We start from the raw sequence: 26,461 nt of genomic DNA on the forward strand, positions 1-26,461 counted from the left end.
TTTCCATTCAAGCCGACAATTCAAGTCGTCATTCAAGTCATGCCTGGGCGCCATTCGAGCATGGATTCCAGCATCGCCCGCAGCACGCCTTTCACCTGCTGCGCCGAGGCCGGATCGATCTGATCGGCACGCGTCCTCGACATATAGGTATTCATCGACATCTCCATTTGAACTGCATGGACGCCTTCAATCGGGTTGCCGTAGTGGCGGGTGATGTACCCTCCTTTGAACCGCTGGTTCACGACCCAGGAATATCGATCCTGGCGCTGGAGCACTTCGGTGAGACGTTCGACCAACAAGGCATTGCAGGATTGCCCATCGGCCGTGCCGATATTGAAATCGGGAAGCTCTCCGTCGAAAAACCGGGGGACGCGTCCCCGGATGGAATGGGCATCCCACAACAGCGCATAGCCATGCTGCGCCTTGACGCGCTGCAGCACAGCCTTTAATTGATCATGATAAGGACACCAGTAGGCTTCCAATCGCTCTGCGATTTCGTCCAGGTCAGGCGCCGCATCAGCCTTATACAGCGGTGCGCCATCAAAGCCATCCAACGGGCAGAGGTTGGTCGTGGATTTGCCCGGGTACAGGCTGGCATTGTCCGGCGGCCGATTCAGGTCGATGACATATCTGGAATGCGTGGCGACAAGCACGGTGGCATCGAGCGTCTCCAGAAAATCGTAGAGAATATCGAGGTGCCAGTCGGTATCGGGGAGTGCCAGGGCTTCCGGCCGCAAGCGCGGAACAAGCCAGGGAGGAAGACAAGTCCCGGTGTGGGGCATCGAGACCACGAGCGGGCTCCCGCCCTGCCGCAGCAGGAACACGGGCTCGGACGGAAGCGTTTGCTCGCTCATGGTCATCGACGCATTAATCAGAGCTTGCCGTCCAAGCCCATCTGGAAGTACTTATGCACGATTTTTTCCTGGTTCTCGAGCAGCCAGTCGATATCGGGCTCATGCGACATCGCCTTGTGGATCGCCTTGGCGGTGGCTTCGCGGTGGATATTGAACAGAATCCTGTGGTCCAGATCTTTTTGCTCGACCACGATGGGGTTGAGCCAGACCGAGACGATGATGCCCAGATCGTTGGCTTTTTCCTTCGGGATATCGCCGTTGCGGACGGCATCGAGCACACCGTTGGCCACTGCCGCCTGCACCGTTCCCATCAGGATATTGGTGTAGCGGCTGCTTTCCACGGTGACCTTGCTCACCATGATGGTCGCAGGACGAATCATGACGTCCGTATTCAACAAAGCGAGCACGCGGCTATGTCCCTTGACCTGGTCGCCCAGCAAGGTGCCGAATGCCGTTCCCATGGGGCCGCTCATCTCGCCGATTGCCACTTCGGGCTCGGCTGCCGTTCCCGCAGGGCCGCCAGCTACCAGTGCTTCGCCCACTCTCATGTAAATCTTGTCGCTCATCATTGTCCTCAAAAAGGTTGGTTTTGGTAAAAAATTAAAGTTACTTAATCAGGAGTCTCGTCATAGCTTGAACTGCCCGACGATACGAAAGAGTTCGGCTGCACGTTCGTTCAGCTCGTGCAGCGTGCGCGTGGCACCCGACATACTTTCGTTGGTGGTTTGGGCCATGTTGTCGACCCGCTCGACCGCCTGCGCCATTTGCGACGCCGCGACCGATTGCTCGGTGGTGGCATTGGCAATATCTGCCATGACGATCACCACGCCTTGCAACGTTTCCTGCATCCTGCGGATTTCGTCCGAAGCGTCGGACGCTTGCCGCATGCTTTGGCCAACGGCATCGCCCGCGGCTTCCATGTTGCCGACCGCGCGCATCGTATCCTGCCGCACGCCTTCGATCATTTCGCCGATCTCTACCGTTGCTTGCGCGGTACGCTCGGCAAGCTTGCGCACTTCATCGGCAACGACCGCAAATCCCCGCCCCACATCCCCGGCACGGGCGGCCTCGATAGCAGCATTGAGCGCCAGCAGGTTGGTCTGGTCGGAAATCTCGCGAATGACTCCGACGATGCTTTGAATATCGTGCGAACGCCCGGCGAGATCCTTCATGGTCGAGCTCAATGCATCCATGTCGGCCGACACCTTGGCGACAAGATCGGATGCTCGATGCACCGTATCGACGCTTGCCGCGGCAGAATCGCCCGCCTGGCGACTCATCTCATCCGCGTTCCTGGCATTGTCGGCGACATGCGCGATGCTCACCGTCAATTGTTCGAGGGTGGCGGAGTTTTCACGCGAGATGTCGGCGTGACGGTGCGAGCTCTCGGTGATCTCGGCCGTAGCGTTGCTTAGCTCGCTGATGCCTTTGCTCAAGTCCTGGATTTCTCCGCGCACCTCCAGGAACATCTGCCTGAGCTTGCCGATGAATTCGTTGAACGCAGATGCGGTTTCGCCGATTTCATCCTGGCTTTCCACCGCGAGCTGCGAACTGAGGTCGCCGCTGCCGTCGGCCAGCTGGCACATGGCGTCGCGCATCTTGCGAATCGGCCGGGTCAGGTAATCGAGCAGGAAAATCAAACCGCCGATCATCAACAGTAGGCTGACAAATGCGATGAGCATCGACTTGTTGCGATCCGAGGCCGATTTTTCCAATATTTTGGCAAGCGGAACGGTCACCTCCAATATCCATGGCGACTCGACCCCTTTAACCATCACAGGCTCCAGAAAATGCGCGGTGCCGTCGTTCATATATTGAAACGACTTGCCCTGTTTCAGCATGGCCCTGGCCTCCTGGGGTAGATCGCCCTCACTGGCAGCCTTGCCCACACTGGCATCTTCGGGGGTCGCAATATAGGTGCCCTGGCTTGAATACAGCTTGAGAAAGCCGCTCTCAAAAGGACGGATTGTCCTTAACTCTCCCTGGAAATTCTTGAGTCCGATATCGACCCCGCTGATGCCTACGAACTTGCCGTTTTCCACCATGGGCACCACCAGCGACGTCATCAGGGTAGGCACACCCGAGACGGTGTAGATATAAGGATCGATCAATACCGGCTTGCCCTGTTTCTTGGGCAGCAAGTAATAATCCCCGGCCCCTTCCTTATCGTAGTCGACCAAGGGCTCGACGACGATCTTCTCGCCGTCGTAGTGCCAGTACGGCATATATCGTCCGGCGGCGTCCGACCCCGGCTGGTTGGCAAAATGTGCGTCCGCATCGTCGAAGGCGTTGGCTTCCCACCCCGTATAAAGCGCCAGGATTTCATGATGCTCGCGCAAGGTGGCTTCGATGATGTCGTTGGTCGTACGCCTGTCGCGCACGCCGCTTTTCCGGAGGCCGAGGATGGCGTTACCGGAATCCTGGGCAACCGCCATGGCCAGGGAAAGTCGCTGCGAGATGCGCTGTGCCTCGGTCTTGGCGATCTGCTGCGCCATATCGAGACCGCTCTGCCTGGCTTCGTTGGTTCGGGTAGTGGTCATGAACCCGAGCAGTAAAAGGTAGCTGACGAGCATGATCGCTGCCGCAGCCAGGACGATTTTCATACGGAAGGTTTTGATTTGAATGTTCATGAGCCGACTCTCACTTCTTCAATCCTTCGATCCATCTGGTATAGACGCTTGCAGCCAAGCGATTCAGGCTTGCAATCCGCGTTTCCAAGTCTTGCTGAATCTCCATGTTCGACTGCACCGATGGTGTTTCGACCGGCCGAGCCATCACAGGGTCCTCGCCTTTACACCATTCGCGCACCATTTCAACCGTCATCTCGATATGGCACTGAAAACCGATGTGCGGGCCGTGGGTGAACGCCTGGTTTTCGCAATAGTCGTTGCGCAGGATTTGCATGGCGCCGGGTGGAATGCTGAAGGTCTGGTAGTGCCATTGGAACGTGGTAAAACGCTCGATGCCGCCGAACCATTGCCGAGCTTCCGGTTGAGGCAACACCTCGACTGCATGCCAGCCTTTTTCCATGCATTTGTTGTTGGTGATCGTGCCGCCCATCGCCTTGGCCATCATCTGGCCGCCCAGACAATGTCCGAGCAGCGGGATATCCTTGCGCACGGCATCCCTGATCAATGCCAGCAGCGGCGGGATCCACGGCAAGGGATCGTTGACGCTCATGGGGCCGCCCATCATGGCGATGCCGGCATAAGCCGAACAATCCGTCGGCAGCGGCTCGCCCGCGTCGATCCGGATGAGCTGCCAGCGAATTCCTGCCTCATTGAGGAATTTCGACAGGTAGCCCGGCCCCTCCGTGGGAGAAAAACGAATGATGCCGACGGGTTTCATACGCTGCGCCTGAATTTCTCCCAGCGGTATTTGGCCCAGTAATAAGCGTCCATGACCGAGAGCGCATAGATGAACAAGCCGCCGGCGAACTTGCCGACAATAGAAACGCCGGGGGCTGCCAGGTTGAACGTGACCACCCCCAGCATGAGCATGAAGAACAGCATCATGAGGCCGCGCGTGGGCGTGTTGTTGATCACCTGCCCGACACCCGGCAGGAACATCGCGATCACCAGCACCAGCAGCGGATGCAAGGGCGGTCTCAAGGATTTTTCAGCCGTCGTCATGCGGTTGCTCCTTCCAGTTTGCAGCGCAGTTGTACTGCCTGGTCAACGAGCCCGGCGATGGCCTGGCTCGGTAGCGGCTGGGCATCGAACGTGGTGGCACGCAATAGCAAGTAATCGCCGCGCTCCGCCTGCTTGGCTTGATAAGTCATCCGCAAGCGTTGCGGCGTCAGCAGCAATTCCTTGGCTTTTTCATCGGCAAAGAACAACCGTACGGCCGGGTCGATCAACTTGAGGTCGGGCGGGGTGCTGCAAGTCTTGTATAGCGCATGAGTCGGCCAATTCGGCAAGGGCTCCACGCTGCCGTCCCAATGCCAGGACGGACTATAAAATTCGATATTCTGCGGCCTGACCAGCATGTCCAACGTGCCCCAGGCGCTATTACGGCCTTCGACTGTCACGTGCAGCCACAACGAAGGTATCTTGCGCGGCGCGATATGGTCTTCCTCGAGGGTCAACCGCACCGGATATCCCCGGTAGCGCCCTTCCAACATGGCGTAGCCGGCTTCGTTGCGCGTAATGACGGCACCTTCCAGCAGTTGTGCGCATTCATTGAGCAAGTGCCCGCGGGCCGACAAAGTGTCGCGACGGTTGCGCCAGTACATCCAGCCCAACACGGAAGCGAAAACAACCAACAGTCCCAATGTCATCAGAGTCATGTTTAACGTCGCCAGATTGAGGAGCGCTCGATGCAAGACTTCTGCCGAGCGCCCCTGCTATTCACCTCAGAAGCTCTTGGTCAGGACCACGAAACCGGTGTCCCTCGCGATGTCCGACTTGGAGGTGGTGTTGCGCAAGCTCAGGAAGTCCTTGTAGGCATCGGGTTCGTTCGTGCCGGAATAAAACGCACCCACAGACCAACCGCCGGCAAAGCCCTTGGTGACACCCAGTTTCCAGTAGCTGATATCCAGGCCGTTGGAGTCGGCAATGATCTGCCGGCCCAATTGCCCGGATACCGTCCAGGTCGGGAATACTTCGTAAGCCGCATCGGCTTCGTAGTAGTACGAACCCTTGGTGTCGCCGCCGGGCTTGATACCCGCGTTCACATCGCCATTGAAACCGCCGCCGACGCCGGAATTATTGTTGTTCCAGCCCCAGTATTCGGTAAGGGTGCGACCGGCCTTCACGGTTAGCCACTTGTAGGTCAGCGCACCGTAAATCTCGAAGGTGTTCAACGAATTGGACTTGGTGACTGGATAGCCGCGATCAGGCTGGAAACCGGAATCGCTCCAGTTGGCGCCGGGGTAGTAGTAATAGATGCCGCCAACGTCGAAACTCAGGTCGGCAACGGCAGGAATAGCACCGCGAAAGCCGCCGTAGAAGTCGGTTTCCAGGTTGGCGCCCGGCAGCCATTGATCGCTCACGTTGGAGGCGGCGAAGCCTGCATAGAAACCGGACTTGTGATCCGCCTCAATGCCGAACTGCGCTGCCGGCTTGCCCCAGGTTTGGGACTGGCCGCGAAAAATGTAGTCGGTGACAAAGGAAATACTGGCCGGAAAAGTCCAGTCGGGCGCAGGCGCAGCAGCAGCGGGAGCCGCCGCCGGAGCGGCAGCATCCTCGGCAAAAGCATTACCTGCAGCGACAGCAGAAACGGCGACCAGCATGGCGCCGGGAATCAATTTCTGAAACATGTTTTAACCTTTCAATCATAGTCGGCGCACATCAATGGGAGCGGTGCGAGACGCGTGACGGTTTCATTGCCGCACGACGCCTCGCACTACCGCACCATAATTACCGAGCTAAATTAAGGGGCCCAATTAACGCACAACGGTGACCGGGCAATGCGCCTTGACGATGACGTCGTGGGCGATGGAGCCGAGCAGCATGCGGGATACCCCGGTGCGGCCGACAGTGCCGGTAATGATGTGGTCGTAACCGTTTTTTTCTGCGAAGTCGATGATGCAGGCGGCGATGTTATGGCCGCCTTCGGTCGCACAAGCGACATTGCTCAACCCCGCCGCCTTGGCTTTCGCAATCGCCGCTTGCAGTTCATCCTGCATCTGGGCATCCGCCGCGTTCAGCATGTTGGAATCCCAGAAATAGCGGTGTGCAAGATCGCTGTTGGTGATACGGTTCACGGTGAAAAATGTCACGTGCGCACCGGTCTTCCCGGCGAGAGCAATGGCGTAATCCACGGCTTTGTCTGAACTGTGCGACCCATCGGTGGCACAGAGTAATTTGTTGTTCATCAGATGTTCTCCCTCTCTCAGTCGGTCTTAATAGCCCTTGGGACGCGGCCAAGGCATCGTGAATTGATCGCCGCGCTTGACGAACTGGTACCTTCGGAAAGTGAACCAGAGCGAAGCCACGATGTAGAACGCCATGATGGACAGCAGCGATGCGCCGTAGCCCAGGAACGTGGCGAAATAAACCGCAGAGCAGAGGATGAACAACGTGATTGCCGGGATCGGGTGGAACGGGTGGATATAGCCGCGCTTGATGCTGTTGAGCGGCCATTTCTTGCGGAACTTCACCATGTTGATGGACATGAAGGTGTAACCCAGCAAGCCCGACAGGATGGAGAAGGTGATCACCTGATCCAGCAGGCCGGTAAACGCGAAGGACACGGCGATGGGAATCAGGAAAATGATCGAACGATACGGCGTACGGTAGCGCGGATGGATCGCACCGAACCAGACCGGCATATAGCGGTCGCGTCCCAGCGAGAACCAGGCGCGGGCGGCATCGTTAATACAACCGTTGGCCGAGGCGATCGCGGAGAACATGGTGCCGATGAACAGCAGGACCTGCACCTTGGTATTGCCGATGAGCGAAGCGGCGTCATACAGCGGCGTGACAGCCTGGCCCAGGTATTGCCAGGGCATGAGACCGGAACAGATGTACCAGGTCAGGCTTGCGGCCACCAATAAGGTCATCATGCCGCCCATGGTGCCCAGCGGAATGGCGCGACCCGCGGAACGTACTTCCTCTGCGGCCTGGCAGGTGCCTTCGATCCCCAGGTAATACCACATGCCGAACTGCAACGAGGCAATGACACCGATCCAGCCGTAGGGCAGGTCGGTCAGCAGTTCGCTGTGCTTGAGCACGGCGCCCGGATGCACCGGGTCGGTCACGAGGAACAGGACCAGAATGGCGAAAAACGCGAATAGCGTGATGACGAAATTGAGCGTCAACGTCATGAACACGCCGCGGTAGTTGAGCCACGCCAGGAAGGCGATGGTCAGCACCACGAACGGTTTGGTATCGAGCCCGGCGTAGCCTAGCGCTTCCGCACCCGACTTCATGAGGTCGCCCACGACCAGCGCATCCGCCGCCTCCAGCATGGTATAGGCCATGACCAGATATAGCCCGACGTTAAACGCCATCAATGGCCCGATGATGTGTTTGGCCTGGGTATATTGCCCCCCTGCCGCCGCCACCGTCGAAGTCACTTCTGAGTCGATCATGGCCACGCAGGTATACAGCAACCCGATGACCCAACAGGCGATCAGGGACCCGTAAGCCCCCCCTTTTGCGACAGAGAAATTCCATCCCATGAATTCCCCTACCAACACGATGCCAACCCCTAACGCCCAGATATGGAAGGGGTTCAGCACCTTCAACATGGTTATGCGCTCACCGCCGGTGGCGCTTGCAGCACTTGTGCTCATCTCCAATGTCTCCCTTTTGTCTTTATTGATCCATCAGTTCGTCGGCACCTTCCCGCGAACTCATGAGAAAGTCTTCGTCATATTCTTTGGCCACGCTCACCAGATCTGCCAGCATCCATAAAAAAAGCAGGCCGGATACGATCCAGGCGGCATAGCTCAATACTTGCCAGAAATTCATAATTGATCCCTTCGGAATGAATACAGATGTGTGTTGAACAGTTACTTATCGCCGAATTTCTCTGCGATAACTTCCCTGTATTGCTTGTCCGAAACCTTAATCATGTAGATGAAGTAACCGATGATGACCGCTGCGGTAACCAGCAACATGACGGGATCGATCGTATAGTCGAACTTGGTGTCGATGAGCGCAGCAGCCTTCTCTGCGTCGTAACCGAGCTTGACCCACTGCTCCTGAATGACTGCTGGCAGATGCAGCGATTCCCAAGTGGGCTTGGGGCCGTTGTTTGCCGCTGCAGCAGCGCTTTCGCTCTTTAGCCAGAGCGGAATGTAAAGACTGACGTAGACCAGAACGAGAATAAAAATACTGTCAACGAATTGACCTAATCCGCTCTGTTTTTTGGGGATAAATTTCTTAGCCATCGACTGCTCCTCTCCTCAAACCTAATACTGATGAATGGGATTTTTTATTTTGTTGTAGACGGGACAACGTTGAGCGCATCGGCTGCGGCATCGGCTTTTGCCTGTTTTGCTGCGGCGCGATTGGCGTCGAGATGCTTGATGTCGAGACCGTAGATGAAATCCTTGTCCTCGGCATAATGGGTGGTCATTGCGGTGACGGAGGCCGTGTTGAAAAGGACCAGCAACCCGCTGCCGCAATACATGGCAAACCTGATCTGGGGGTCATGCACAATACTGAGAATACTGACCAGGACGAACCCCACTGCGCCCCAAAGCAACAGTATGTCGACCCAGGCCATGGCACAGTCCTGCAAAAACATTCGCTGTATCCGCGATTTCATATCCTGCTTCATCATTTCCTCCTTTAATTGAAAAATTAACTACAAAACAGCCTCCGATTTACAAACGACATTCGCAGGACACGCCTGCACAAATAAAAAACGGAGGAACGAATTCGTCCTCCGCATTGAATAAAGAAAGAAGGGAGCCATGCGAGATTGAGCAAACCGCCTCGATACCTGCCTTGCGGCAGATATCTCGGCTAACACCTCGCATTTTGATATTCGTCATGGCCCGAAGCTCCCTTCAAAACCGACGACGCTACGTCGGGAGGAGTTGCAACATGGAAATCTTTAGAACGGTGAAACTCCCGGAATCCAGTTGGTACCAGCCAGCGGAATCTTGGCCATGGCTGCCGCTTCGAGCGTCAGCGCGACCAGGTCTTCCTTCTCCAGGTGATGCACGTTGGATTTGCCGCAGGCACGGGCAACCGTGGTGAGTTCCATGTTCAGCGTCTTCAGGTAGTTCTTGAGACGCTTGGCACCTACCAACGGCTCCAGTCGCTGCTCGAGGATCTCGTCCTGGGTCGTCACACCGACCGGGCACTTACCGGTCTGGCAGTGATGGCAGAAGCCAGGTGCGGTACCCAGTGCGTTGTAGTCCGCGGTGGCATCGATGTGCTGACCGTTCTGCACGTAGCTGCTGCTGTTGCAGCCGAGGGACAGCAATACGCCCTGGCCGATCGCTACGGCATCTGCACCCATGGCGAGTGCCTTGGCGACGTCTGCACCGGTACGGATACCGCCGGAGACGATCAACTGCACCTTGCCGCGCATGTTCATGTCTTCCAGCGCATCCACAGCCTGGCGCAATGCGGCCAGGGTCGGGATACCGATGTGCTCGATGAACACGGTCTGGGTTGCAGCCGTACCGCCTTGCATACCGTCGACCACGATCACGTCGGCACCGGCGTGTACGGCCAGCTTCACGTCGTTGAACGTACGGGTGGCGCCCACCTTGATGTAGATCGGCTTTTCCCAGTCGGTAATTTCGCGCAGCTCTGCCACCTTGATGGCCAGGTCGTCAGGACCGGTCCAGTCAGGGTGACGGCAAGCGGAACGCTGGTCCACACCGACCGGCAGCGTACGCATGCCGGCCACGCGCTTGGTTACCTTCTGGCCCAGCAGCATGCCGCCGCCGCCCGGCTTGGCACCTTGGCCAATCACCAGTTCGATGGCATCAGCCTTGCGCAGGTCGTCCGGGTTGAAGCCGTAACGGGAAGGCAGGCACTGGTACACCAGCGTCTTGGAGGACTGACGCTCTTCCGGGGTCATACCGCCGTCGCCGGTGGTGGTCGAGGTACCCATTTCGGTCGCGGCGCGACCCAGGGCTTCCTTCACACGGCCGGACAAGGCGCCGAAGCTCATGCCTGCAACGGTGATGGGGATCGCCAGTTCGATCGGCTTCTTGGCGAAACGCGTGCCGAGAACCGTGGTCGTGGTGCACTTCTCGCGATAACCTTCCAACGGGTAACGCGAGGCGGAGCCGGCCAGGAACACCAGGTCGTCGAAGGACGGCAGCTGGCGCTTGGCGCCCATACCGCGAATTTCATACAAGCCGGTCGCCGAGGCACGGTGCACGTACTCGATGACTTTCTGGTTAAAGCCAGCGCTTTCTTCCAACACTAATTTTTTGCTCATGATGGTTCCCTAATCAATATTCCTGGTTCGCGTCAGCGTTCCAGTTATAGAGTTTCTTGGCACCGGCGACCCGCTTGAACTCCTTCGGGTCGTGCTTGAAACCGGCACGGTTGAGCAACTCTTGTACAGCGGCATAGTCGGCATCGGTCATTGGCTCAATTTGAGCATCGGCGCCCAGGGACTTAATGTTGCCGCGTACGTAGAACACCGCTTCGTACATGGAATCGCCCAGGCCGTCGCCAGCATCGCCGCAGATCACCATGCGACCGGCTTGCGCCATGAAGCCGGAGAAATTGCCGATGCTGCCGCCGACCACGATGTCGATGCCTTTCATCGAGATGCCGCAGCGCAAGCTGGTATCGCCCTCGATGATTAGCGTGCCGCCGTGGCCGCTGGCGCCGGCTGCGGAAGAGGCGAAGCCCTTGACGCGAACCGTGCCGGACATCATGTTTTCCGCGACGCCCCAACCTACGTTGCCGTGGACGGTAATGTTGGCGTGCTTGTTCATGCCGCCGACGTAGTAGCCACCGTGCCCCTGGATGTCGATATCGACCTCGGTATCCATGCCGGCCGCGATGCTATGCACACCGTCCGGGTTCAGGATTTCCAGTTTCTTGACACCCTTTCCTGGCAGTTCCTTATGCAGGAATTGGTTCAGCTCCCGCACGGTGATCTTGTGAAGGTCTAGACTTTCCATATGTAAAGCTCCTCAGGCATCGGTTCGTAAAGGTTGGCGTTCTTCACATCCGGCAGGTGCGCCAGAGAACGGTATTCGGAAGCAATCGCCACATAATCGTCATGCTCGGCAACGATGGCCGGCTTGCAGGCGAACGGGTCGCGTACCAGGGCGAGCTGGTCCTTGGTACCCATCAGCAGGGTGAAGAAACCGTCCAGTTCGTCGAAACCCTTGTTCAGCGCGGTGCGCAGGTCGTCGCCTTCACGCATGCGCCACTCCAGGAAGCGGCAAGCGGCTTCGGTGTCGTTGTCCGTTTCGAAGCTGATGCCTTGATGCTGGAGCATGCGGCGGATGCTGTTGGGGTTGGACAAGGAGCCGTTGTGCACCAGGCACCAGTCTTCGCCGGCCGTGAACGGGTGGGCGTGTGCCGGGGTCACAGCGGATTCCGTCGCCATGCGGGTGTGGCCGACCAGGTGGCTGCCTTGCAGGTTCTGGAAGCTGTAGCGCTCAGCCACTTCGGCAGGGGTGCCGGTATCCTTGTAGATATCCATCAGTTGACCGACGGACAACAGGTGCAGGCTGGGATAGTGTTCCTTCAGCCAGACGCGGACCGTGGACGGCTCGAGGTGGGTGGTCAACACGGCATGGTTGGCCTTCTGCTCGATACGGGCAGGCGTACCCAGATGGTTGGTGAAGTCGTGACCCAGCTTCTGCCAGTTGAAATCCTCGTCAGCGGCATACAGGCTGAATTTACGATCAGCATTTGAGACCGGTGCACCGAAAATCGCCAAACCGGCAGAGTCCGGGCCGCGCTCCGTCATGCCGATCAGCATCGGCAGCATCAGCTTGCCGATGTCGGCACGCATTTTCTGGTTTTTCACCAGCAATCCAACAATTCCACACATAGTGCTTCTCCTTCTTTAAGCCCAGCGGGCGATCTCAATAAAATTCAACGTAGCGGTTGATTTCCCAATCCGACACGTGACGCATGTACTCCACCCATTCCATACGCTTCAGGTTGATGAACTCCGAGCTCAGGCCGTCGCCCAGGGCGTCGCGGATCACCTTGTCGGCTTCCAGCGCGTTCAGTGCCTGGTTGAGGTCTTGGGGCAGGACGCCGATACCCTTTTTCTTGAGTTCGGCGGGGCTCAGGTCATACAAGTTGATGTCGTAGCCCTTGCCCGGGTCGAGTTCGCGCTTGACGCCGTCGAGGCCGGCGGCGATCACCGCAGCTGTGGTCAGGTAAGGGTTGCTGGCGCCGTCGGGCAAGCGCAGCTCGATGCGACCGTAGGGGATACGCACCATGGTCGAGCGATTGTTGTTGCCGTAGGAAATGTACGCCGGTGCCCAGGTGGCACCGGTGAGCGAACGGCCCACGACCAAACGCTTGTAGGAGTTGACGGTAGGTGCTGCCAGCGCACAGAGCGCAGGGGCGTGTGCCAGGATACCTGCCAGGAAGTGGTAGGCAAGCTTGGACAGGCCGTGGCCGGTGGGGTCGCTATCGTCGTAGAACAGGCTCTTCTTGCCGTCGCCGATGGACATGTGCATGTGCATGCCGTTGCCGGGGCGGTTGCTGAACGGCTTGGGCATGAAGGAGCAGATCATGCCCATTTCGTTGGCGATCTCGCTCGCCGCCATCTTGAACATGATGTAGTCGTCTGCGCTCTTCAGGCAGTCGGCGTAGGTGTAATTGATCTCGAACTGGCCATTGGCATCTTCGTGGTCAATCTGGTAGACATCCATACCGACGGCGCGCAGGGATTCGGTCAAGCGCTCGAGGTAAGCGGCGTGGCGCGTAATGCCCTTGTAGTCGTAGCAGGGCTTTTGCAGCTTGTCCGTCGGATCGAAGGGGTGAATGGTGCCGTTCTCATCCATACGCAGCAGGGAGAATTCGGGCTCCAGGCCGGTGTACAGGGTCCAGCCGTTCTTGGCGAGGCGGTCGATCTGCTTCTTCAGAACCACGCGGGAATCGTATTCGTACGGCTTACCTTCAACGTGACCATCACAGATGATCCGTGCGTAGCCAGGCTGCCAGGGCACCAGACTCAGCGTAGCAAGCTCACCAACAGCCATGTAGTCGGGGCCGTTAGGCTCAATCCCCATGCCCCAGATGGCGCCGCCAGCAAAACCGGCACCATTTTTCAGCACGTCTTCGAGGTGATCGGCGGGGACCGATTTCACCTTTGCAACGCCATGAATGTCCACGAACTGTGCCAGGACGTATTTGACGTTGTTCTCTTTAATGAACTTCTTTGCTTCTGCCAGTGACTTCATAAGAATTCCCCTTGATGACTTTAAAAATACTTAAGCTAACTCCTTGAAATAGCTGGAGAGCCCGACTGCGCCGCCCCCCAGTTCCTCTGCGATCTCAACCAATGTGTGCCACATATACGTGCCGTAGGTACCGTCGCACCAGAGGCGATAAACCGTTTCACCGTTCAGCGATTGACGCAGCACCGTGGCGGAAATACCGGCCACTTGAGTCATCACCACGGCATTCTTGCCAAGCGCCTTTTCGCTCAAATCCAGGGTGCATACTTCCGCAAGCAACTCTTGTACTCGGCTGCCGCTCAGCACCAGGGACGCATCCGAACGTCGCACCGTATAAACGCCGAACATCTTGGGCGGATCGGAAGCGAGGGATGGGGCGAGGCTGCTGGTCGGGCTGTCCTCGATGAGGAACTCGCTGTTACCCAGTCGCAGCACCACGGCACCGCTGCTGGTGGCGACCCAGCTATTGCGCTCTTCCGGCAAATCGACCTTGTGCGCCCGGAGCCATTGCACGGCGTTGGGGCCCTTCACCCCGAAGCGGGACAGGCAGCTGATATCAGCGATGCCGATCAATTGCCGGCGCTTGGATTCCTCATCGCCGTTGCCGAACTTGAGCGCGACGGCCATGCCATGCACAGACCCGATTTTTGAAGGTTCTGCGATATGCCCGTAGGTGATGGGGCTAGGCTGGATGATTGAAGTGTTTTGCATCTCAAGCTCCTTGCTGCAGGCTAACGAAAGGGGCTTTGACGACAGTCGCCTTGACCATGACGCCGCTGTCAGTCCGGATATTGAATCGGGACCCTGGACTTGCCTGATTTGGATCGACATACGCAAAGCCGATAACCCGGCCTGCACTCTTACTGTACGAAACGCTGGTGGTACGTCCCTTGATCTGGCCGTCCTCGATCACCAGGTTGCACTCCTGCGGCATCTGTCCCTTGTAGCTTTCATCCAGGACAAAGGGCACCAGGCGCTTCTTGAGCGGACGCTTGGCGATGATCTTCAGGCTGCGCTGGCCCACGAAGAATCCCTTGGCCATCTTGATGGCCCATTCGGCGCCGATTTCGAAGGGGTTGGTCAGGCCGTCGGTATCGTGTCCCACGAGGTGATTGCCCATTTCCAGACGAAGCAGGCGCTGCGCATCTGTCCCAAAAGGGCGCAGACCTTCGTCTTTACCCGCAGCCAGCAAGGCGTCCCAAACATGCCGTGCATACCCTGCCGCCATGTGAATCTCGAAAGCCAGGTCCGAGACGAAACCCACCCGGATGATGCGGGCAGGAACCCCGGCCACTTCGGTTTCGCGGATTTCGCCGAACGGGAAAGCCTTGTCCGAGATATCCAAAGAAGTCGTCTTGGCGACAATCTGGCGTGCCTTGGGACCGGCAACATTGATCAATCCCACGGCACCGGTCACGTTGGTCAATCCGACATTGAGCTTCCAGGTCTGGAGACAACGCTGCATTTCGCGATACACGGCAGCCGCGTTGGACGTGCTGACGGTGACATAGAAGGACTCGAGCCCGAGTCGGGAGACGACGCCGTCATCCACGACCACACCGGCCTCATCCAGCATCAGCGCATAGCGCGTTTCGCCGATTTTCTGGCTGCTGAAAATCCCCGTGTAGAACCGGTTAAGGAACTCAGACGCATCCGGCCCTTGCAGTTCGAACTTACCCAGCGATCCGCCGTCGATGATGCCGGCAGCATGGCGCACTGCGAGCGCCTCTTCCTGCACGATCTCAGCCTTGGATAATCCGGGTTTCTTGTAGTAGGCAGCACGCATCCAGGGACCGACTTCCACGAATTCGGCGCCGGCTTCTTCGTGCCAGGCATGCATCGGCGTCAAGCGATGCGGATGCAAACCGCGGCCTGCCAGATGACCGATAGGTGTCGGATGGAAGAACGGACGAGCTGTGGTCGTGCCGATTTTTTCCACAGGCAATCCGCGGATGCGAGCCAGGATGCGAATCGCATTCATGTTGGAATGCTTGCCCTGGCTAGGGCCCATGCCCACGGTGGTGAAGCGCTTCATCAATTCGATGTTGTCGAAGCCTTCCTTGGCACCGTTGATGAAGTCCTTGAGCTGGAGATCTTCGTCGAAATCGACGAAATTCTTCGCTTTCGGATGCGGCACGACAGGGTAAGGATGGCTGGGCGCAGCGCCTGCATGTTCGGAGACAACCACATCTGCCGCGGGCTTACCCAAGTACCGCAATACATCGTTGGCAGCACGAGCGCCGTCATGTACGCGCTGAGCCAGATCGAACACACCATTGACCTTGCCCGCGGCAAATACGCCGGCAGGAAGCTTGGCAGGCACGAACTGCTGAACCGTGTAGTCGTAACGCATTGCGGTACCTGCCTGATACAACAGCGCTGCTGCGGGCGCCCAACCGGCGCTCATGGCGATCCCGTCGCAAGGGATGGTGACAGCCTTGCTCGTGTCCACAGTGGCTGTCGCTTCGTCGAACGGGCAAACCACCGCTTCCTTGACGCCGAACTTGCCTTCCGTCGGCACCGCTTCGTACACGCATTGGCCGGTATGTACTGCAATGCCCTTGCGAACGACGTTGCTCATCAAATCGGCGTTCTGGCCCGATGCGCGCAAATCGACGACCGCCAACACCTTCACGCCTGCCTCGATGAGGTCCAGCGCGACCCGATAACCGTGATCGTTTGCCGTCACCACCAATCCTTTATCGAAGGGCTTGGTGCTGTAACGATGGATCATTCGCTGGGCTGCCGAACCCAGCATGACGCCGGGAAGATCGTTGTTGCGGAACACTGGCGGCTGCTCGAATGCGCCGCTGGCTACGATGACGGACTTGGCCCGCACCTTGGTAATGCCATCCGCACGGACGATCGGGACCAGATGGTCGGTGTAGTAGCCTGCTGCATAGGCGCCGGTGTAGAGCTTGATATTGGGGGTCCTGTTGACCATGCTCAGCAGGTCGGCCAGCTTGGTTGCCAGTTCGCCCGATCCTGCACGGTCGTAACTCAGACTGCCGCCGGCGTATTGGTTCTCGTCGACCACCACTACATCGAGCCCGGCCTCGGCTGCCACCAATGCGGCAGACAAGCCTGCGGGGCCGGCGCCGATCACCAGCAGATCACAGTGCCTATTCAGTTTTCTCTTGGTGACGCGCGGGAAATTGAAATTGACGATACCCAGACCGGCAGCCTTACGGATGATGTTTTCCCAGAAGGGGAACATCCGGCGCGGAGTATGGAATGCCTTGTAGTAGAAACCTACGGGCAGCAACGGAGAGATGGAGTCGATATATTTGTTCTTGTCGTTGCGAACGCCGCCATCGGTGTTGACGGCAACAAACTTCTGTCCGTCGCGAATCGTGACGACGTCGCCGCGGATATTGGTATCCAGGCCGTCGGTCAGCATGACGTTGACATCATGGTTGGCAAAACTCAGCACGCCGCGCGGACGGTGATACTTGAAACTTCTGCCTAGAGCTCTCTCTCCAGCGGCCCACAGGGCGCTGCTCACCGTGTCGCCTTCGAAAGCGGTGTAGTCCTTGCCTTCGAAAGAGAACTTGATCACCTTGTCGCGATTGATCCATTCCCCTGTCGAGCGGGGCAAACGCATGCTCATTTTTCTTCCTCCTGTCCGAACAGATAGGTGCGAACGATCTCTTCGGTCATCGTGTTACGTTCGGCAATAAACCAAGTACCGCTGGGCGCGTGATACCACCATTCCTTCTTCAAGCCGGGGGCGCCGTTCCTGTGATGTACATAAGTCGCCCAGTCGGCATCGCTGCATTGATCGGGATCGGGCATCTCGCGGAGTTCGCCGCCGAAGACGAACTCGCTTACTGGGCGTACTCCGTTAATCGGGCAATTGATCAGTTTCATTCGTATCTCTCCTTAATGACCAACCGAAGCGGCGCCCTTCTCTCCCGTCAGCTCGTAGTCCTCAAAGCGGGATAGGCGGAAAGAATGGATCAGTTCGGGCGCTTTATCGCGGGCAATGGTCTCGGCCATGGTCTTGCCGCTGATCGGCGTAGCCTTGAAGCCCCAGGTACCCCAGCCGGCATCGAGGTAGAACCCGTCCACCGGCGTCTTGCCCATGATGGGCGCGAAGTCCGGCGTCATGTCGGCCATACCGGCCCACTGACGAACGACCTTGATGTTGGATAGGAAGGGGAACATGTCCAGCATGTGCGAAGTCAGCCCCTCGACGAAATCTAGCGACGAGCGCGTCGAATGGACTTCATACGGATCCAGGGAGGAGCCCATCACCAATTCGCCACGCGAAGACTGGCTGACATACACATGCAAGCTGCCGGAAACCAGGATGGTGTCGAGCCACGGCTTCATGGGCTCGGTTACGCAGGCTTGCAGCGGATGAATCACGATGGGGGTCTTCACATCCACCATCTTGCAAACGCGGGGCGTGAAACCGGCCACGGCGGACAGCACTCTGTTCGTCGCGATATAGCCGCGGCTGGTCTGCACGCCGGCCACCTTGCCACCTTGCACATCGATGCCGGTCACTTCGGTGTTCTGGAAAATCTCAACACCCAACCGATCCGCACCGCGGGCGTAGCCCCAGGCCACGGCGTCATGACGTGCTACGGAACCGGGCGCATGGAACAGGGCTCCCAGGATAGGTGCCTTGCCGCTACAGGAAAGATCAAGTTGCGGGCAGGCCTTGGCAATTTCGTCCGGGCCAACCACATAGCTTTCCACGCCTACATGCTTATTTACCTCGGCACGCCAACGCATGGTGCGCATGGCGGATTCGGTGTGGGCCAGGGTGAAGTGACCGCGGGTGGAATAGAACAGGTTGAGATCGAGCTCTTCCGACAGGCCTTCGTAGATCTTCACGCTGGCGTCGTAGAAATTCACACCTTCGGGCGTGAGGTAGTTGGAGCGCACGATCGTGGTGTTACGGCCGGTGTTGCCGCCACCAATATAACCGCGTTCCAGTACGGCCACATTGGTAATGCCGTGATCCTTGGCGAGGTAGTACGCAGCCGCCAAGCCATGGCCACCGCCACCGATGATGACAGCGTCATAACTCTTCTTGGGTGTTTCCAGAGCACGGAAAAAGCGCGGTTCGTCGTGCTCTTTCTTCAACGCGAATTTAAGCAGTCTGTACGGCATTGCATTCCCCTGAATTAATTTGGGTTACACATAAAAACAATTAACTTTGTTTACGTGTATGAAACTGTTGGGCTCATTTAACCAAAGGTGTAACTGTCCGTCAACAACTTTTTGCAACTTTTTTTCACCTGAGGAATCTTTTTATGGTGCCGTAATTTTTTTTCACGTAGACTGAAGGAGTTATGAAACTTACGAGGCTCAAGAAATAAGCCATGAATGCCGTCGAAACGTTACAAACCGCAGACAATGTTGCTCAGGCAGAAGCACAGGCGAACCCATTGGATCGCTATCTCGGGAACACGATTCGCCAACTGCGCCAGGAACACGGACTGACGATTGCTGAAATCTCGGAGCGTGCCGGCATCAGCAGAGGCATGTTGAGCAAGATCGAAAATGGTGTGACTTCCCCCAGCCTGGAGACGCTCGAACAACTCGCAAATACATTAGGTGTAACGCTCTCGCGCCTATTCCGGGGATATAACGCGCCATCAAACGGCGCACAGCTGGTCAAGAAAGGGCAAGGGCTGGAAGTGGTGCGCCGCGGAACCAAGATCGGCCACACCTATCACCTGCTGGCCTACGACCAGGGTCCACAAAAGTCCTTCGAGCCATTCTTGATTACATTAGAAGAGGCGGGGGAAGAGTTTCCTGCCTTCGAACACCCGGGAACAGAGTTCCTATATATGTTGGAAGGTGTACTGGAATATCGCGTGGGAGACGAGACTTTTGTCATGGAGCCGGGAGACTCGCTGACTTTTCGAGGCGAAATTCCGCATCGTCCGGAGAAAATGCACCAGCTGCCGACCCGCTTTCTCTCCATCACTCATTACGACGCTGCTAGCAACGAGGAAATGAACGAGGATATATAAGGACATACCCAGCATCCCTCTTCTCAATAGTTGCTACCTAAGCGGCCATAGGCTTGATTGGTTGACAACCCTATACTGTGTAGGCAACACTTCGCACCCGAATCCCAGCAGAAATCGTGACAAAGACGAGCGTCTCGCACCTTGCCTCTTGCCACACAGCCCATGTAGTGCACCGAAACAAGCATGAAAATCCCCAAGCATTCTTTAATTACATTACTTGCGTTCTTGACCTCGCTGGCAATTGCGCCTGCAAAGGCCTTCGATTTACACATCGGCCAAACCGCGAACCCCACCACTCAAGTAAGTGCGCGCGCAGCATTCACGCCCGGAGATAACGTTGCCGGCCAGATCTCCGATGCCATTCGCAACGCACGTCGACAAGTGCTGGTCCAAGCTTATTCCTTTACGCACGACGGCATCGCCAAGGCCTTGATCGACGCGCAACGACGCGGAGTCGAGGTGAAGGTCATCGCCGACCAGGGCGATGCGGAGAAAATGGAACGCGGACAGATTTTGCGAATGGCCTCGGCCGGTGTTCCGGTATGGCTGGACGGCGTGCATCAGATCGCGCACAACAAGATCGTGATCATCGACGCCGGGACGACTTCCGCCACGGTGATCACCGGTTCGTTCAACTTCACCAAGGCAGCACAGAATAAAAACGCAGAAAACATGGTTTTTTTGAGTGGCAGCGAGAAACTCGCCGACGATTACGTCCGCAATTGGCAGGCGCATCTTGTACACTCCCAACCTTTGAGATTACATTGAGATAGCTATGAGAGAAATCGATCAAAACCTGGACGGCAAAGGCATGCGCATCGGCATCGTATTGTCGCGTTTCAACTCCGATATCGGTGACGGGCTCTTGAGCGCCTGCACTTCCGAGTTGCGCAAGCTCGGTGTAGCCGAAGACGACATCGCCCTGGCAAGCGTCCCCGGCGCGCTGGAAACCCCGCTCATCCTGCAAAAGATGGCGTTAAGCGAAAAGTTTGACGGCCTCATCGCATTGGGCGCGATTATTCGCGGCGAGACCTACCACTTCGAAGTGGTCTCCAACGAATCGGCACGCGGCGTTTCCGAAGTTCAACTGGAAACAGGCATCCCGGTCGCCAATGCGATCCTTACCACCGAGAACGACGACCAGGCGCTGGCTCGCATGTCCGTCAAAGGTGCAGAAGCAGCTCAAGTAGTGATCGAAATGATCAATCTTCTGAGGTGCATATGACCACGGAACAGGATGTCAAACCCGGCCGCAACCGCCGGTTATCGCGCGAACTGGTGCTCAAAGGGCTTTACCAGCAATTCCTGAGCGGCAACAGCACCAGCGATATCTTGCGCGGCATGACCGAGGACAGTACTTATTTGCACGCAGACCAGGCGTATTGCAAGACGTTGATCAACGGCGTAATGGAAAACCTGCCCGGACTGGATGCCAAGATCGCCCAATTCATCGATCGCAAGATCGAGGAACTCAGCCCCATCGAGCACGCCATCCTCTGCATCGCTGGTTATGAACTGGCGTTCGATATGTCCATCCCTTATCGTGTCGCCATCAACGAGGCCATTGAATTGGCAAAACGCTATGGCGGCGCAGACGGTCACAAGTACGTCAACGGCGTGCTGGATCGTTTGGCAGCCGACCTGCGCCCCGAAGAGATTCAGAAGCGACGCCCCGCGCCCAAGTCTTAACCCTGTTTCGGCCCTAGTGTGCAGCGGCGCATTTTCGGTTTATATTGCAAGCCATGTCCGAACCCCAAGAACTCAAGAATGCAGGTTTGAAGGCGACGTTGCCGCGCCTTAAGGTGCTCTCGTTGTTTGAAAGCAGCGAGCAGCGCCATTTGTCCGCTGAAGACGTGTATCGCATGCTACTGACCAGTGGCGAGGATATTGGCTTGGCGACCGTTTACCGTGTGCTGACCCAGTTCGAGCAAGCCGGCTTGCTGGTGCGCCATCACTTCGAGAGCGACAAGGCCGTGTTCGAGCTCAACCACGGTACCCACCACGACCATATCGTGTGCTTGCAGTGCGGCCGGGTTGAAGAGTTCTATGACGAAGAGATTGAAGCCCGTCAGAAAAAAGCCGCGACTGAGCGCGGCTTTTCCATACACGATCATTCCCTGCACATTTACGCCGACTGCACCAAGCAGCCCTGCCCGTACAAGGATTAAACGTCGATTAGTCCACTTGGTCTGTCTCTTCCACGATTTCGAAATCGTGGGTGATCTCAGCCGTTTTCCCCAGCATGATCGAAGCCGAGCAATACTTCTCGGCTGAGAGTTTCACTGCGCGTTCAACCTGTACGGGATTGAGATTACGACCTTTCACGACGAAGTGAACGTGAATCTTGGTGAACACCTTTGGCACCTCGTCGGCACGTTCCGCTTGGATCTCTGCCACGCAATCGCTGATCGCCTGACGCGATTTCTTCAGGATGGTCACCACGTCGAAAGAAGTACAGCCGCCCATGCCGATCAGCAGCATTTCCATCGGTCGCATGCCGAGATTGCGTCCGCCCATCTCCGGCGCGCCATCCAGGACAACCGCATGCCCGGTTTCCGATTCGCCCATGAAACATACGTTCTCAACCCACTTCACTCGCGCTTTCATGCTGCCCATCTCTCCTCAAAATGAATCTAGCAGTGTAGCGGTTCCGCCAATCCGCATGCAAATCATGCCCGTTGCACTGCTACAATCAGCCTCATCCCGCAATTAGGTCATTCCATGAAATACCGCGATCTACGTGACTTCATCCAACAATTGGAACAACTGGGCGAATTGCGCCGGGTCAACGTCACGGTCGACCCACGCCTCGAAATGACGGAAATCTGCGATCGCGTGCTCAAGTCCGGCGGACCGGCCGTGTTGTTCGAGCATCCTGAGGGCCATACAATTCCCGTACTGGCCAATTTATTCGGCACCCCCCGCCGCGTTGCCTTGGGCATGGGCGAGGAATCGGTAGAAGCGCTACGCGATGTGGGCAAGCTGCTGGCCTTCTTGAAGGAACCGGAACCGCCGAAAGGGCTCCGCGATGCGTGGGAGAAGTGGCCCAAGTTCAAGAAGATCCTCGACATGGCACCCAAGGTGGTTTCAAGCGCGCCATGCCAGGAGGTAGTATTGGAGGGTGACGACGTCGATCTCGCCCGCCTACCGATCCAGACCTGTTGGCCTGGAGACGCCGGACCGCTGATTACCTGGGGCCTGACAGTCACCAAAGGGCCGCATAAGGAACGTCAGAACCTCGGCATTTATCGCCAGCAGGTGATCGGCCGTAACAAGGTCATTATGCGTTGGCTGGCACATCGCGGCGGCGCTTTGGATTTTCGCGATTGGTGCCTGGCGCATCCGGGCGAGAATTTCCCGGTTGCAGTGGCATTAGGGGCCGATCCGGCCACAATCCTGGGCGCAGTGACCCCCGTACCGGATACCTTATCGGAATACCAATTCGCGGGCCTGTTGCGCGGCGGTAAGACCGAAATCGTGAAATGCCTGGGCAACGACCTGCACGTCCCGGCGGGAGCGGAAATCGTGCTCGAAGGCCATATCGCACCGGACGAAACCGCACTGGAAGGCCCCTTCGGCGACCATACCGGCTATTACAACGAAGTCGACCGTTTTCCTGTCTTCACCATTACCCGCATCACCATGCGGCGCGATCCGATTTATCACAGCACCTATACGGGCAAACCTCCGGATGAACCGGCAGTCCTCGGCGTCGCACTCAACGAAGTTTTTGTTCCGCTGCTGCAAAAGCAGTTCCCGGAGATCATCGACTTTTATCTTCCGCCCGAAGGCTGCAGCTACCGGTTGGCCGTGGTCAGCATTCGCAAGCAGTACCCCGGCCATGCCAAGCGCGTGATGTTCGGCATCTGGAGCTTCTTGCGACAGTTCATGTACACCAAGTTCATCATTGTGACTGACGACGACGTGGATATCCGCGACTGGAAAGAAGTTGTCTGGGCGCTGACGACCCGGGTAGACGCGGCACGCGATACCCTGATCGCCGAAAACACGCCTATCGACTACCTCGACTTTGCCAGCCCGGTCTCAGGCTTGGGCAGCAAAATGGGCATTGATGCTACGAATAAATGGAAGGGCGAAACGAATCGGGAGTGGGGGCAGGCCATTGCCATGTCCGAGGAGATCAAGCAGCGGGTGGACAACTTGTGGGGCAGCCTCGGACTGGACTGACCCACAAGGACATTCTCGTTTTTAGTTGTCGTGTTTTTTGAAAATGAAATACAACCAGAACGAAACAACGACCATGGTCCCCGTCACGGTCAGGATGCTCATCAGACCTACGGGTGTTTTAAACAGGACGTCCAACATAGCAAATCTCCTTCGTTAAAAAGATAAGCAAGTCCCATTTTACGCCCCGAAGCCATTTTGTAAAGACCCTATTCCAGAAAAGACAAAGCCCGGAAGCTGATACTCTCTCCGGGCTTTTTTATAACGGTAGTAACTTATTGAACGTATAAGAGTTCCACGTCGAAAATCAACGTCGCATAGGGCGGGATCACACCGCCCGCGCCATGCGCACCATAGCCCATGTGGGACGGAATGATCAGCGTGCGCTTGCCGCCGACTTTCATGCCGACAACGCCTTCGTCCCATCCGCGGATGACCTGGCCACCACCGAGGAAGAACATGAAGGGCTCTCCGCGATCTACCGAGCTATCGAACTTGGTGCCGTGACCTTCCGGCTTGCTGGGATCGTACAACCAACCGGTATAGTGCACCTTGACGTTGGTACCAGGAAAAGCCTCTTTGCCATCGCCGACTTTCTGGTCGATGGTCTCGAGTTCGTTGATGGTTTGTTTCATTGCAGGTTTATCCTTGACATTGGTGTCGGCAACAGCGTTATAACCGGCCACAGCCGCCACCAGAGCGGAAATGCAGCCGATCACAACAAACACTTTTTTCTTCATGGGGTTTGCTCCAAAGCAGAAAGTGGCGATCATACCCGAAAGTTCAGGTAACTTCGCAATTGTGCCAATCGGCACAGTTGGTTATGATTTCATATTAGTCTACTTCCCCCGCAATTTTTTCCAATGCAGAAAAAAAACAGCTTTACCTTTGAGGAGCTGCTTGCTTGTGGCCGCGGCGAAATGTTCGGTCCGGGCAATGCGCAATTACCCCTCCCTCCGATGCTGATGTTCGATCGGATCGTTTCCATCACCGAAGACGGTGGTAAATACGATAAAGGCAACATCGTCGCGGAACTGGATGTTCGGCCGGACCTCTGGTTTTTTGGCTGCCATTTCGAAGGCGACCCTGTCATGCCGGGCTGCCTCGGGCTCGATGCCATGTGGCAATTGGTTGGATTCTTTCTGGGCTGGATGGGTGGCCCGGGACACGGCCGCGCGCTGGGCGCCGGTGAAGTAAAATTTACGGGCCAAGTGGTGCCTACAGCAAAAAAAATCACCTACCACATCGACATGAAACGCGTCATTATGCGTAAATTAGTCATGGGTATCGCCGATGCGCGTATGGAAGTAGACGGACGCGAGATTTATGCGGCTACAGACTTGCGCGTCGGACTCTTCACTCGCACGGATAATTTTTAAGTAGGAGGACGTGGAAATGCGTCGCGTCGTCGTCACCGGGATGGGCATTGTATCCAGCCTGGGCAATAACAAAGAGGAAGTACTGGGCAGCCTTCGCGAAGGCCGCTCCGGCATCACCTTTCAGCCGGAATATGCCGAGCGCGGCCTGCGCTCGCAGGTTGCCGGTTCGGTCAAGCTCAATGTCGAAGAGCTCATCGACAGGAAGCTCATGCGCTTCATGGCCAAGGGCCACGCTTACACCTGGGTTGCCATGCAGGAAGCCATCGCCGACGCCGGCTTGCCAGAAGAATTGGTATCCAATGTACGCACTGGCTTGATCGTCGGCCAGGGCGGGGCCTCGCACGAAAGCATTGTCGAAGGCGTAGATACGCTGCGCGAAAGGGGTGTGCGTCGAGTCGGCCCGTACATGGTGACCAAATCCATGACCAGTGGCATTTCGGCTTGCCTCGCCACTGGCGCCAAGATCAAAGGCATCAATTACGCCATCAGTTCCGCCTGCGCTACCAGTGCTCACTGCATCGGGGCAGGTGTAGAGCAGATTCAGCTCGGCAAGCAGGACATCGTATTCGCCGGCGGCGGCGAGGAAGAGCACTGGTCGCTATCCTTCATGTTCGATGCCATGGGCGCGCTGTCCAGCAAATACAACGACACCCCGGAAAAGGCTTCGCGCACTTATGACGCGGACCGCGATGGCTTTGTGATTTCCGGCGGCGGCGGCATCCTCGTGCTGGAAGAATATGAACACGCCAAGGCACGCGGTGCAAAGATTTATGCCGAAGTGGTTGGTTACGGCGCAACGTCCGACGGTTATGACATGGTAGCCCCATCCGGTGAAGGCGCGATGCGCTGCATGCAGCAGGCGCTGCAAGGCGTTGAAGGCCCAATCGATTACATCAATACCCACGGCACCAGCACGTCGGTTGGCGATGTGAAGGAACTGGAAGCAATCCGTGCTGTGTTTGGCGATCAGGTGCCGCCTACCGCATCCACCAAGTCACTGTCCGGCCACGCATTGGGCGCAGCTGGCGTGAACGAGGCCATCTACACGCTGCTGATGATGGAAAACAATTTCATCGCCGCATCCGCCAACATCGAAACCCTCGACCCGGCAGCGGAAGGGATGAACATCGTCCGCCAACGAATCGACAATGCCAATATTCAGACAGCGCTCTCCAACAGCTTCGGTTTCGGTGGTACGAACGCGAGCCTGGTTTTTTCGCGTTACAAGCAATAACGCCAAGCACG

31 protein-coding genes are annotated in these 26,461 nt (G+C 57.1%); 8 read left to right on the forward strand and 23 right to left on the reverse strand.

All coding sequences use genetic code 11. The features are described 5' to 3' along the window. Window positions 1–32: 32 nt before the first annotated feature. The 20 genes from hutG to NMK_RS05035 form a co-directional block, all read right to left on the reverse strand. A complete protein-coding gene (hutG, locus tag NMK_RS04945) occupies window positions 33–854 on the reverse strand; it encodes an N-formylglutamate deformylase (protein ID WP_109015066.1) in 822 nt (273 codons plus the stop codon). Between the two features lie 17 nt (window positions 855–871). Further along, window positions 872–1,420: a formaldehyde-activating enzyme gene (gene fae / locus NMK_RS04950; protein WP_109014652.1), complete on the reverse strand. Its 549-nt coding sequence runs from the start codon at window positions 1,418–1,420 to the stop codon at window positions 872–874. Between the two features lie 60 nt (window positions 1,421–1,480). Next, window positions 1,481–3,484, reverse strand: coding sequence for a methyl-accepting chemotaxis protein (locus tag NMK_RS04955; RefSeq protein ID WP_109014653.1), 2,004 nt, complete (start codon window positions 3,482–3,484; stop codon window positions 1,481–1,483). 10 nt (window positions 3,485–3,494) lie between these two features. Then, complete coding sequence (locus NMK_RS04960) at window positions 3,495–4,202, reverse strand: type 1 glutamine amidotransferase (RefSeq protein ID WP_109014654.1); 708 nt, start codon at window positions 4,200–4,202, stop codon at window positions 3,495–3,497. Beyond that, entirely contained in the window at window positions 4,199–4,486 is a 288-nt protein-coding gene (locus NMK_RS04965; protein ID WP_109014655.1) for a hypothetical protein, read from the reverse strand. Before NMK_RS04965 ends, NMK_RS04960 begins: the two co-directional genes overlap by 4 nt. Further along, the gene (locus tag NMK_RS04970; RefSeq protein ID WP_109014656.1) at window positions 4,483–5,142 is read right to left on the reverse strand and encodes a hypothetical protein; all 660 of its coding nucleotides are present in this window, start codon (window positions 5,140–5,142) and stop codon (window positions 4,483–4,485) included. Before NMK_RS04970 ends, NMK_RS04965 begins: the two co-directional genes overlap by 4 nt. Window positions 5,143–5,208: 66 nt before the next feature. Further along, window positions 5,209–6,114 carry a TorF family putative porin gene (locus tag NMK_RS04975; protein ID WP_227871371.1) on the reverse strand — a complete coding sequence of 302 codons (906 nt, stop codon included), beginning with the start codon at window positions 6,112–6,114 and terminating at the stop codon, window positions 5,209–5,211. A gap of 126 nt (window positions 6,115–6,240) precedes the next feature. Continuing rightward, window positions 6,241–6,672 (reverse strand): universal stress protein, encoded by a 432-nt coding sequence (locus NMK_RS04980; RefSeq protein ID WP_109014657.1) that lies wholly within the window; start codon window positions 6,670–6,672, stop codon window positions 6,241–6,243. Window positions 6,673–6,699: 27 nt separating this feature from the next. Continuing rightward, the gene (locus NMK_RS04985; RefSeq protein WP_109014658.1) at window positions 6,700–8,094 is read right to left on the reverse strand and encodes an APC family permease; all 1,395 of its coding nucleotides are present in this window, start codon (window positions 8,092–8,094) and stop codon (window positions 6,700–6,702) included. Window positions 8,095–8,116: 22 nt separating this feature from the next. Beyond that, window positions 8,117–8,272: a hypothetical protein gene (locus NMK_RS18415; RefSeq protein WP_181376170.1), complete on the reverse strand. Its 156-nt coding sequence runs from the start codon at window positions 8,270–8,272 to the stop codon at window positions 8,117–8,119. A gap of 41 nt (window positions 8,273–8,313) precedes the next feature. Then, window positions 8,314–8,694 carry a hypothetical protein gene (locus tag NMK_RS04990; RefSeq protein WP_109014659.1) on the reverse strand — a complete coding sequence of 127 codons (381 nt, stop codon included), beginning with the start codon at window positions 8,692–8,694 and terminating at the stop codon, window positions 8,314–8,316. A gap of 44 nt (window positions 8,695–8,738) precedes the next feature. Continuing rightward, window positions 8,739–9,032 carry a hypothetical protein gene (locus NMK_RS04995; protein WP_227871372.1) on the reverse strand — a complete coding sequence of 98 codons (294 nt, stop codon included), beginning with the start codon at window positions 9,030–9,032 and terminating at the stop codon, window positions 8,739–8,741. A gap of 333 nt (window positions 9,033–9,365) precedes the next feature. Further along, on the reverse strand, window positions 9,366–10,712 hold the full coding sequence (locus tag NMK_RS05000) for an FMN-binding glutamate synthase family protein (protein WP_109014661.1): 1,347 nt from the start codon (window positions 10,710–10,712) through the stop codon (window positions 9,366–9,368). 13 nt (window positions 10,713–10,725) lie between these two features. Further along, window positions 10,726–11,409 carry a GltB/FmdC/FwdC-like GXGXG domain-containing protein gene (locus NMK_RS05005; RefSeq protein ID WP_109014662.1) on the reverse strand — a complete coding sequence of 228 codons (684 nt, stop codon included), beginning with the start codon at window positions 11,407–11,409 and terminating at the stop codon, window positions 10,726–10,728. Next, window positions 11,397–12,293 carry a class II glutamine amidotransferase gene (locus tag NMK_RS05010; RefSeq protein WP_109014663.1) on the reverse strand — a complete coding sequence of 299 codons (897 nt, stop codon included), beginning with the start codon at window positions 12,291–12,293 and terminating at the stop codon, window positions 11,397–11,399. The genes NMK_RS05005 and NMK_RS05010 overlap by 13 nt, the downstream gene beginning before the upstream one ends. A 34-nt stretch (window positions 12,294–12,327) precedes the next feature. After that, window positions 12,328–13,662 carry a type III glutamate--ammonia ligase gene (gene glnT, locus NMK_RS05015; RefSeq protein WP_109014664.1) on the reverse strand — a complete coding sequence of 445 codons (1,335 nt, stop codon included), beginning with the start codon at window positions 13,660–13,662 and terminating at the stop codon, window positions 12,328–12,330. A gap of 30 nt (window positions 13,663–13,692) precedes the next feature. Next, on the reverse strand, window positions 13,693–14,370 hold the full coding sequence (locus NMK_RS05020; RefSeq protein WP_109014665.1) for an aminomethyltransferase family protein: 678 nt from the start codon (window positions 14,368–14,370) through the stop codon (window positions 13,693–13,695). Between the two features lies 1 nt (window position 14,371). Continuing rightward, entirely contained in the window at window positions 14,372–17,269 is a 2,898-nt protein-coding gene (locus NMK_RS05025; RefSeq protein ID WP_109014666.1) for a 2Fe-2S iron-sulfur cluster-binding protein, read from the reverse strand. Next, window positions 17,266–17,529, reverse strand: coding sequence for a sarcosine oxidase subunit delta (locus NMK_RS05030; RefSeq protein WP_109014667.1), 264 nt, complete (start codon window positions 17,527–17,529; stop codon window positions 17,266–17,268). Before NMK_RS05030 ends, NMK_RS05025 begins: the two co-directional genes overlap by 4 nt. Before the next feature lie 12 nt (window positions 17,530–17,541). Then, window positions 17,542–18,783: an FAD-dependent oxidoreductase gene (locus NMK_RS05035; RefSeq protein ID WP_109014668.1), complete on the reverse strand. Its 1,242-nt coding sequence runs from the start codon at window positions 18,781–18,783 to the stop codon at window positions 17,542–17,544. A 212-nt stretch (window positions 18,784–18,995) separates the two neighbouring features. Here NMK_RS05035 and NMK_RS05040 point away from each other — a divergent pair, with 212 nt between their 5' ends. The 5 genes from NMK_RS05040 to fur all read left to right on the forward strand — a co-directional run bounded on the left by NMK_RS05040 (window position 18,996) and on the right by fur (window position 21,820). Continuing rightward, complete coding sequence (locus tag NMK_RS05040) at window positions 18,996–19,652, forward strand: helix-turn-helix domain-containing protein (protein WP_109014669.1); 657 nt, start codon at window positions 18,996–18,998, stop codon at window positions 19,650–19,652. A 183-nt stretch (window positions 19,653–19,835) separates the two neighbouring features. Next, on the forward strand, window positions 19,836–20,420 hold the full coding sequence (locus tag NMK_RS05045) for a phospholipase D family nuclease (protein WP_109014670.1): 585 nt from the start codon (window positions 19,836–19,838) through the stop codon (window positions 20,418–20,420). Between the two features lie 7 nt (window positions 20,421–20,427). Further along, window positions 20,428–20,877, forward strand: coding sequence for a 6,7-dimethyl-8-ribityllumazine synthase (gene ribH, locus NMK_RS05050; protein WP_109014671.1), 450 nt, complete (start codon window positions 20,428–20,430; stop codon window positions 20,875–20,877). Then, entirely contained in the window at window positions 20,874–21,341 is a 468-nt protein-coding gene (gene nusB, locus NMK_RS05055) for a transcription antitermination factor NusB (RefSeq protein ID WP_109014672.1), read from the forward strand. The genes ribH and nusB overlap by 4 nt, the downstream gene beginning before the upstream one ends. Before the next feature lie 53 nt (window positions 21,342–21,394). Continuing rightward, window positions 21,395–21,820 (forward strand): ferric iron uptake transcriptional regulator, encoded by a 426-nt coding sequence (gene fur / locus NMK_RS05060; RefSeq protein WP_109014673.1) that lies wholly within the window; start codon window positions 21,395–21,397, stop codon window positions 21,818–21,820. Window positions 21,821–21,827: 7 nt separating this feature from the next. On the opposite strand, the gene NMK_RS05065 is transcribed toward fur, so the two are convergent. Then, a complete protein-coding gene (locus NMK_RS05065; protein WP_109015068.1) occupies window positions 21,828–22,259 on the reverse strand; it encodes an OsmC family protein in 432 nt (143 codons plus the stop codon). Window positions 22,260–22,373: 114 nt separating this feature from the next. Here NMK_RS05065 and ubiD point away from each other — a divergent pair, with 114 nt between their 5' ends. Then, window positions 22,374–23,840, forward strand: a complete 1,467-nt coding sequence (gene ubiD / locus NMK_RS05070; protein WP_109014674.1) for a 4-hydroxy-3-polyprenylbenzoate decarboxylase — start codon at window positions 22,374–22,376, stop codon at window positions 23,838–23,840. A gap of 21 nt (window positions 23,841–23,861) precedes the next feature. On the opposite strand, the gene NMK_RS05075 is transcribed toward ubiD, so the two are convergent. Next, entirely contained in the window at window positions 23,862–23,978 is a 117-nt protein-coding gene (locus tag NMK_RS05075) for a DUF3149 domain-containing protein (RefSeq protein ID WP_109014675.1), read from the reverse strand. Window positions 23,979–24,112: 134 nt separating this feature from the next. Next, on the reverse strand, window positions 24,113–24,577 hold the full coding sequence (locus tag NMK_RS05080; protein ID WP_181376171.1) for an FKBP-type peptidyl-prolyl cis-trans isomerase: 465 nt from the start codon (window positions 24,575–24,577) through the stop codon (window positions 24,113–24,115). 123 nt (window positions 24,578–24,700) lie between these two features. Here NMK_RS05080 and fabA point away from each other — a divergent pair, with 123 nt between their 5' ends. Further along, a complete protein-coding gene (fabA, locus tag NMK_RS05085; protein WP_109014676.1) occupies window positions 24,701–25,216 on the forward strand; it encodes a 3-hydroxyacyl-[acyl-carrier-protein] dehydratase FabA in 516 nt (171 codons plus the stop codon). Window positions 25,217–25,232: 16 nt separating this feature from the next. Next, complete coding sequence (fabB, locus tag NMK_RS05090; protein WP_109014677.1) at window positions 25,233–26,450, forward strand: beta-ketoacyl-ACP synthase I; 1,218 nt, start codon at window positions 25,233–25,235, stop codon at window positions 26,448–26,450. Window positions 26,451–26,461: the final 11 nt, after the last annotated feature.

It is taken from the genome of Novimethylophilus kurashikiensis (genome assembly GCF_003112435.1).
Classification (GTDB): Bacteria; Pseudomonadota; Gammaproteobacteria; order Burkholderiales; family Methylophilaceae; genus Novimethylophilus; species Novimethylophilus kurashikiensis.

What these genes read in the sequence shown, in the direction of transcription:
- hutG (WP_109015066.1), bottom strand. Translation starts at nt 854, where the DNA reads ATGAGCGAGCAAACGCTTCCGTCCGAGCCCGTGTTCCTGCTGCGGCAG.
- fae (WP_109014652.1), bottom strand. Translation starts at nt 1,420, where the DNA reads ATGAGCGACAAGATTTACATGAGAGTGGGCGAAGCACTGGTAGCTGGC.
- NMK_RS04955 (WP_109014653.1), bottom strand. Translation starts at nt 3,484, where the DNA reads ATGAACATTCAAATCAAAACCTTCCGTATGAAAATCGTCCTGGCTGCG.
- NMK_RS04960 (WP_109014654.1), bottom strand. Translation starts at nt 4,202, where the DNA reads ATGAAACCCGTCGGCATCATTCGTTTTTCTCCCACGGAGGGGCCGGGC.
- NMK_RS04965 (WP_109014655.1), bottom strand. Translation starts at nt 4,486, where the DNA reads ATGACGACGGCTGAAAAATCCTTGAGACCGCCCTTGCATCCGCTGCTG.
- NMK_RS04970 (WP_109014656.1), bottom strand. Translation starts at nt 5,142, where the DNA reads ATGACTCTGATGACATTGGGACTGTTGGTTGTTTTCGCTTCCGTGTTG.
- NMK_RS04975 (WP_227871371.1), bottom strand. Translation starts at nt 6,114, where the DNA reads ATGTTTCAGAAATTGATTCCCGGCGCCATGCTGGTCGCCGTTTCTGCT.
- NMK_RS04980 (WP_109014657.1), bottom strand. Translation starts at nt 6,672, where the DNA reads ATGAACAACAAATTACTCTGTGCCACCGATGGGTCGCACAGTTCAGAC.
- NMK_RS04985 (WP_109014658.1), bottom strand. Translation starts at nt 8,094, where the DNA reads ATGAGCACAAGTGCTGCAAGCGCCACCGGCGGTGAGCGCATAACCATG.
- NMK_RS18415 (WP_181376170.1), bottom strand. Translation starts at nt 8,272, where the DNA reads ATGAATTTCTGGCAAGTATTGAGCTATGCCGCCTGGATCGTATCCGGC.
- NMK_RS04990 (WP_109014659.1), bottom strand. Translation starts at nt 8,694, where the DNA reads ATGGCTAAGAAATTTATCCCCAAAAAACAGAGCGGATTAGGTCAATTC.
- NMK_RS04995 (WP_227871372.1), bottom strand. Translation starts at nt 9,032, where the DNA reads ATGGCCTGGGTCGACATACTGTTGCTTTGGGGCGCAGTGGGGTTCGTC.
- NMK_RS05000 (WP_109014661.1), bottom strand. Translation starts at nt 10,712, where the DNA reads ATGAGCAAAAAATTAGTGTTGGAAGAAAGCGCTGGCTTTAACCAGAAA.
- NMK_RS05005 (WP_109014662.1), bottom strand. Translation starts at nt 11,409, where the DNA reads ATGGAAAGTCTAGACCTTCACAAGATCACCGTGCGGGAGCTGAACCAA.
- NMK_RS05010 (WP_109014663.1), bottom strand. Translation starts at nt 12,293, where the DNA reads ATGTGTGGAATTGTTGGATTGCTGGTGAAAAACCAGAAAATGCGTGCC.
- glnT (WP_109014664.1), bottom strand. Translation starts at nt 13,662, where the DNA reads ATGAAGTCACTGGCAGAAGCAAAGAAGTTCATTAAAGAGAACAACGTC.
- NMK_RS05020 (WP_109014665.1), bottom strand. Translation starts at nt 14,370, where the DNA reads ATGCAAAACACTTCAATCATCCAGCCTAGCCCCATCACCTACGGGCAT.
- NMK_RS05025 (WP_109014666.1), bottom strand. Translation starts at nt 17,269, where the DNA reads ATGAGCATGCGTTTGCCCCGCTCGACAGGGGAATGGATCAATCGCGAC.
- NMK_RS05030 (WP_109014667.1), bottom strand. Translation starts at nt 17,529, where the DNA reads ATGAAACTGATCAATTGCCCGATTAACGGAGTACGCCCAGTAAGCGAG.
- NMK_RS05035 (WP_109014668.1), bottom strand. Translation starts at nt 18,783, where the DNA reads ATGCCGTACAGACTGCTTAAATTCGCGTTGAAGAAAGAGCACGACGAA.
- NMK_RS05040 (WP_109014669.1), top strand. Translation starts at nt 18,996, where the DNA reads ATGAATGCCGTCGAAACGTTACAAACCGCAGACAATGTTGCTCAGGCA.
- NMK_RS05045 (WP_109014670.1), top strand. Translation starts at nt 19,836, where the DNA reads ATGAAAATCCCCAAGCATTCTTTAATTACATTACTTGCGTTCTTGACC.
- ribH (WP_109014671.1), top strand. Translation starts at nt 20,428, where the DNA reads ATGAGAGAAATCGATCAAAACCTGGACGGCAAAGGCATGCGCATCGGC.
- nusB (WP_109014672.1), top strand. Translation starts at nt 20,874, where the DNA reads ATGACCACGGAACAGGATGTCAAACCCGGCCGCAACCGCCGGTTATCG.
- fur (WP_109014673.1), top strand. Translation starts at nt 21,395, where the DNA reads ATGTCCGAACCCCAAGAACTCAAGAATGCAGGTTTGAAGGCGACGTTG.
- NMK_RS05065 (WP_109015068.1), bottom strand. Translation starts at nt 22,259, where the DNA reads ATGAAAGCGCGAGTGAAGTGGGTTGAGAACGTATGTTTCATGGGCGAA.
- ubiD (WP_109014674.1), top strand. Translation starts at nt 22,374, where the DNA reads ATGAAATACCGCGATCTACGTGACTTCATCCAACAATTGGAACAACTG.
- NMK_RS05075 (WP_109014675.1), bottom strand. Translation starts at nt 23,978, where the DNA reads ATGTTGGACGTCCTGTTTAAAACACCCGTAGGTCTGATGAGCATCCTG.
- NMK_RS05080 (WP_181376171.1), bottom strand. Translation starts at nt 24,577, where the DNA reads ATGAAGAAAAAAGTGTTTGTTGTGATCGGCTGCATTTCCGCTCTGGTG.
- fabA (WP_109014676.1), top strand. Translation starts at nt 24,701, where the DNA reads ATGCAGAAAAAAAACAGCTTTACCTTTGAGGAGCTGCTTGCTTGTGGC.
- fabB (WP_109014677.1), top strand. Translation starts at nt 25,233, where the DNA reads ATGCGTCGCGTCGTCGTCACCGGGATGGGCATTGTATCCAGCCTGGGC.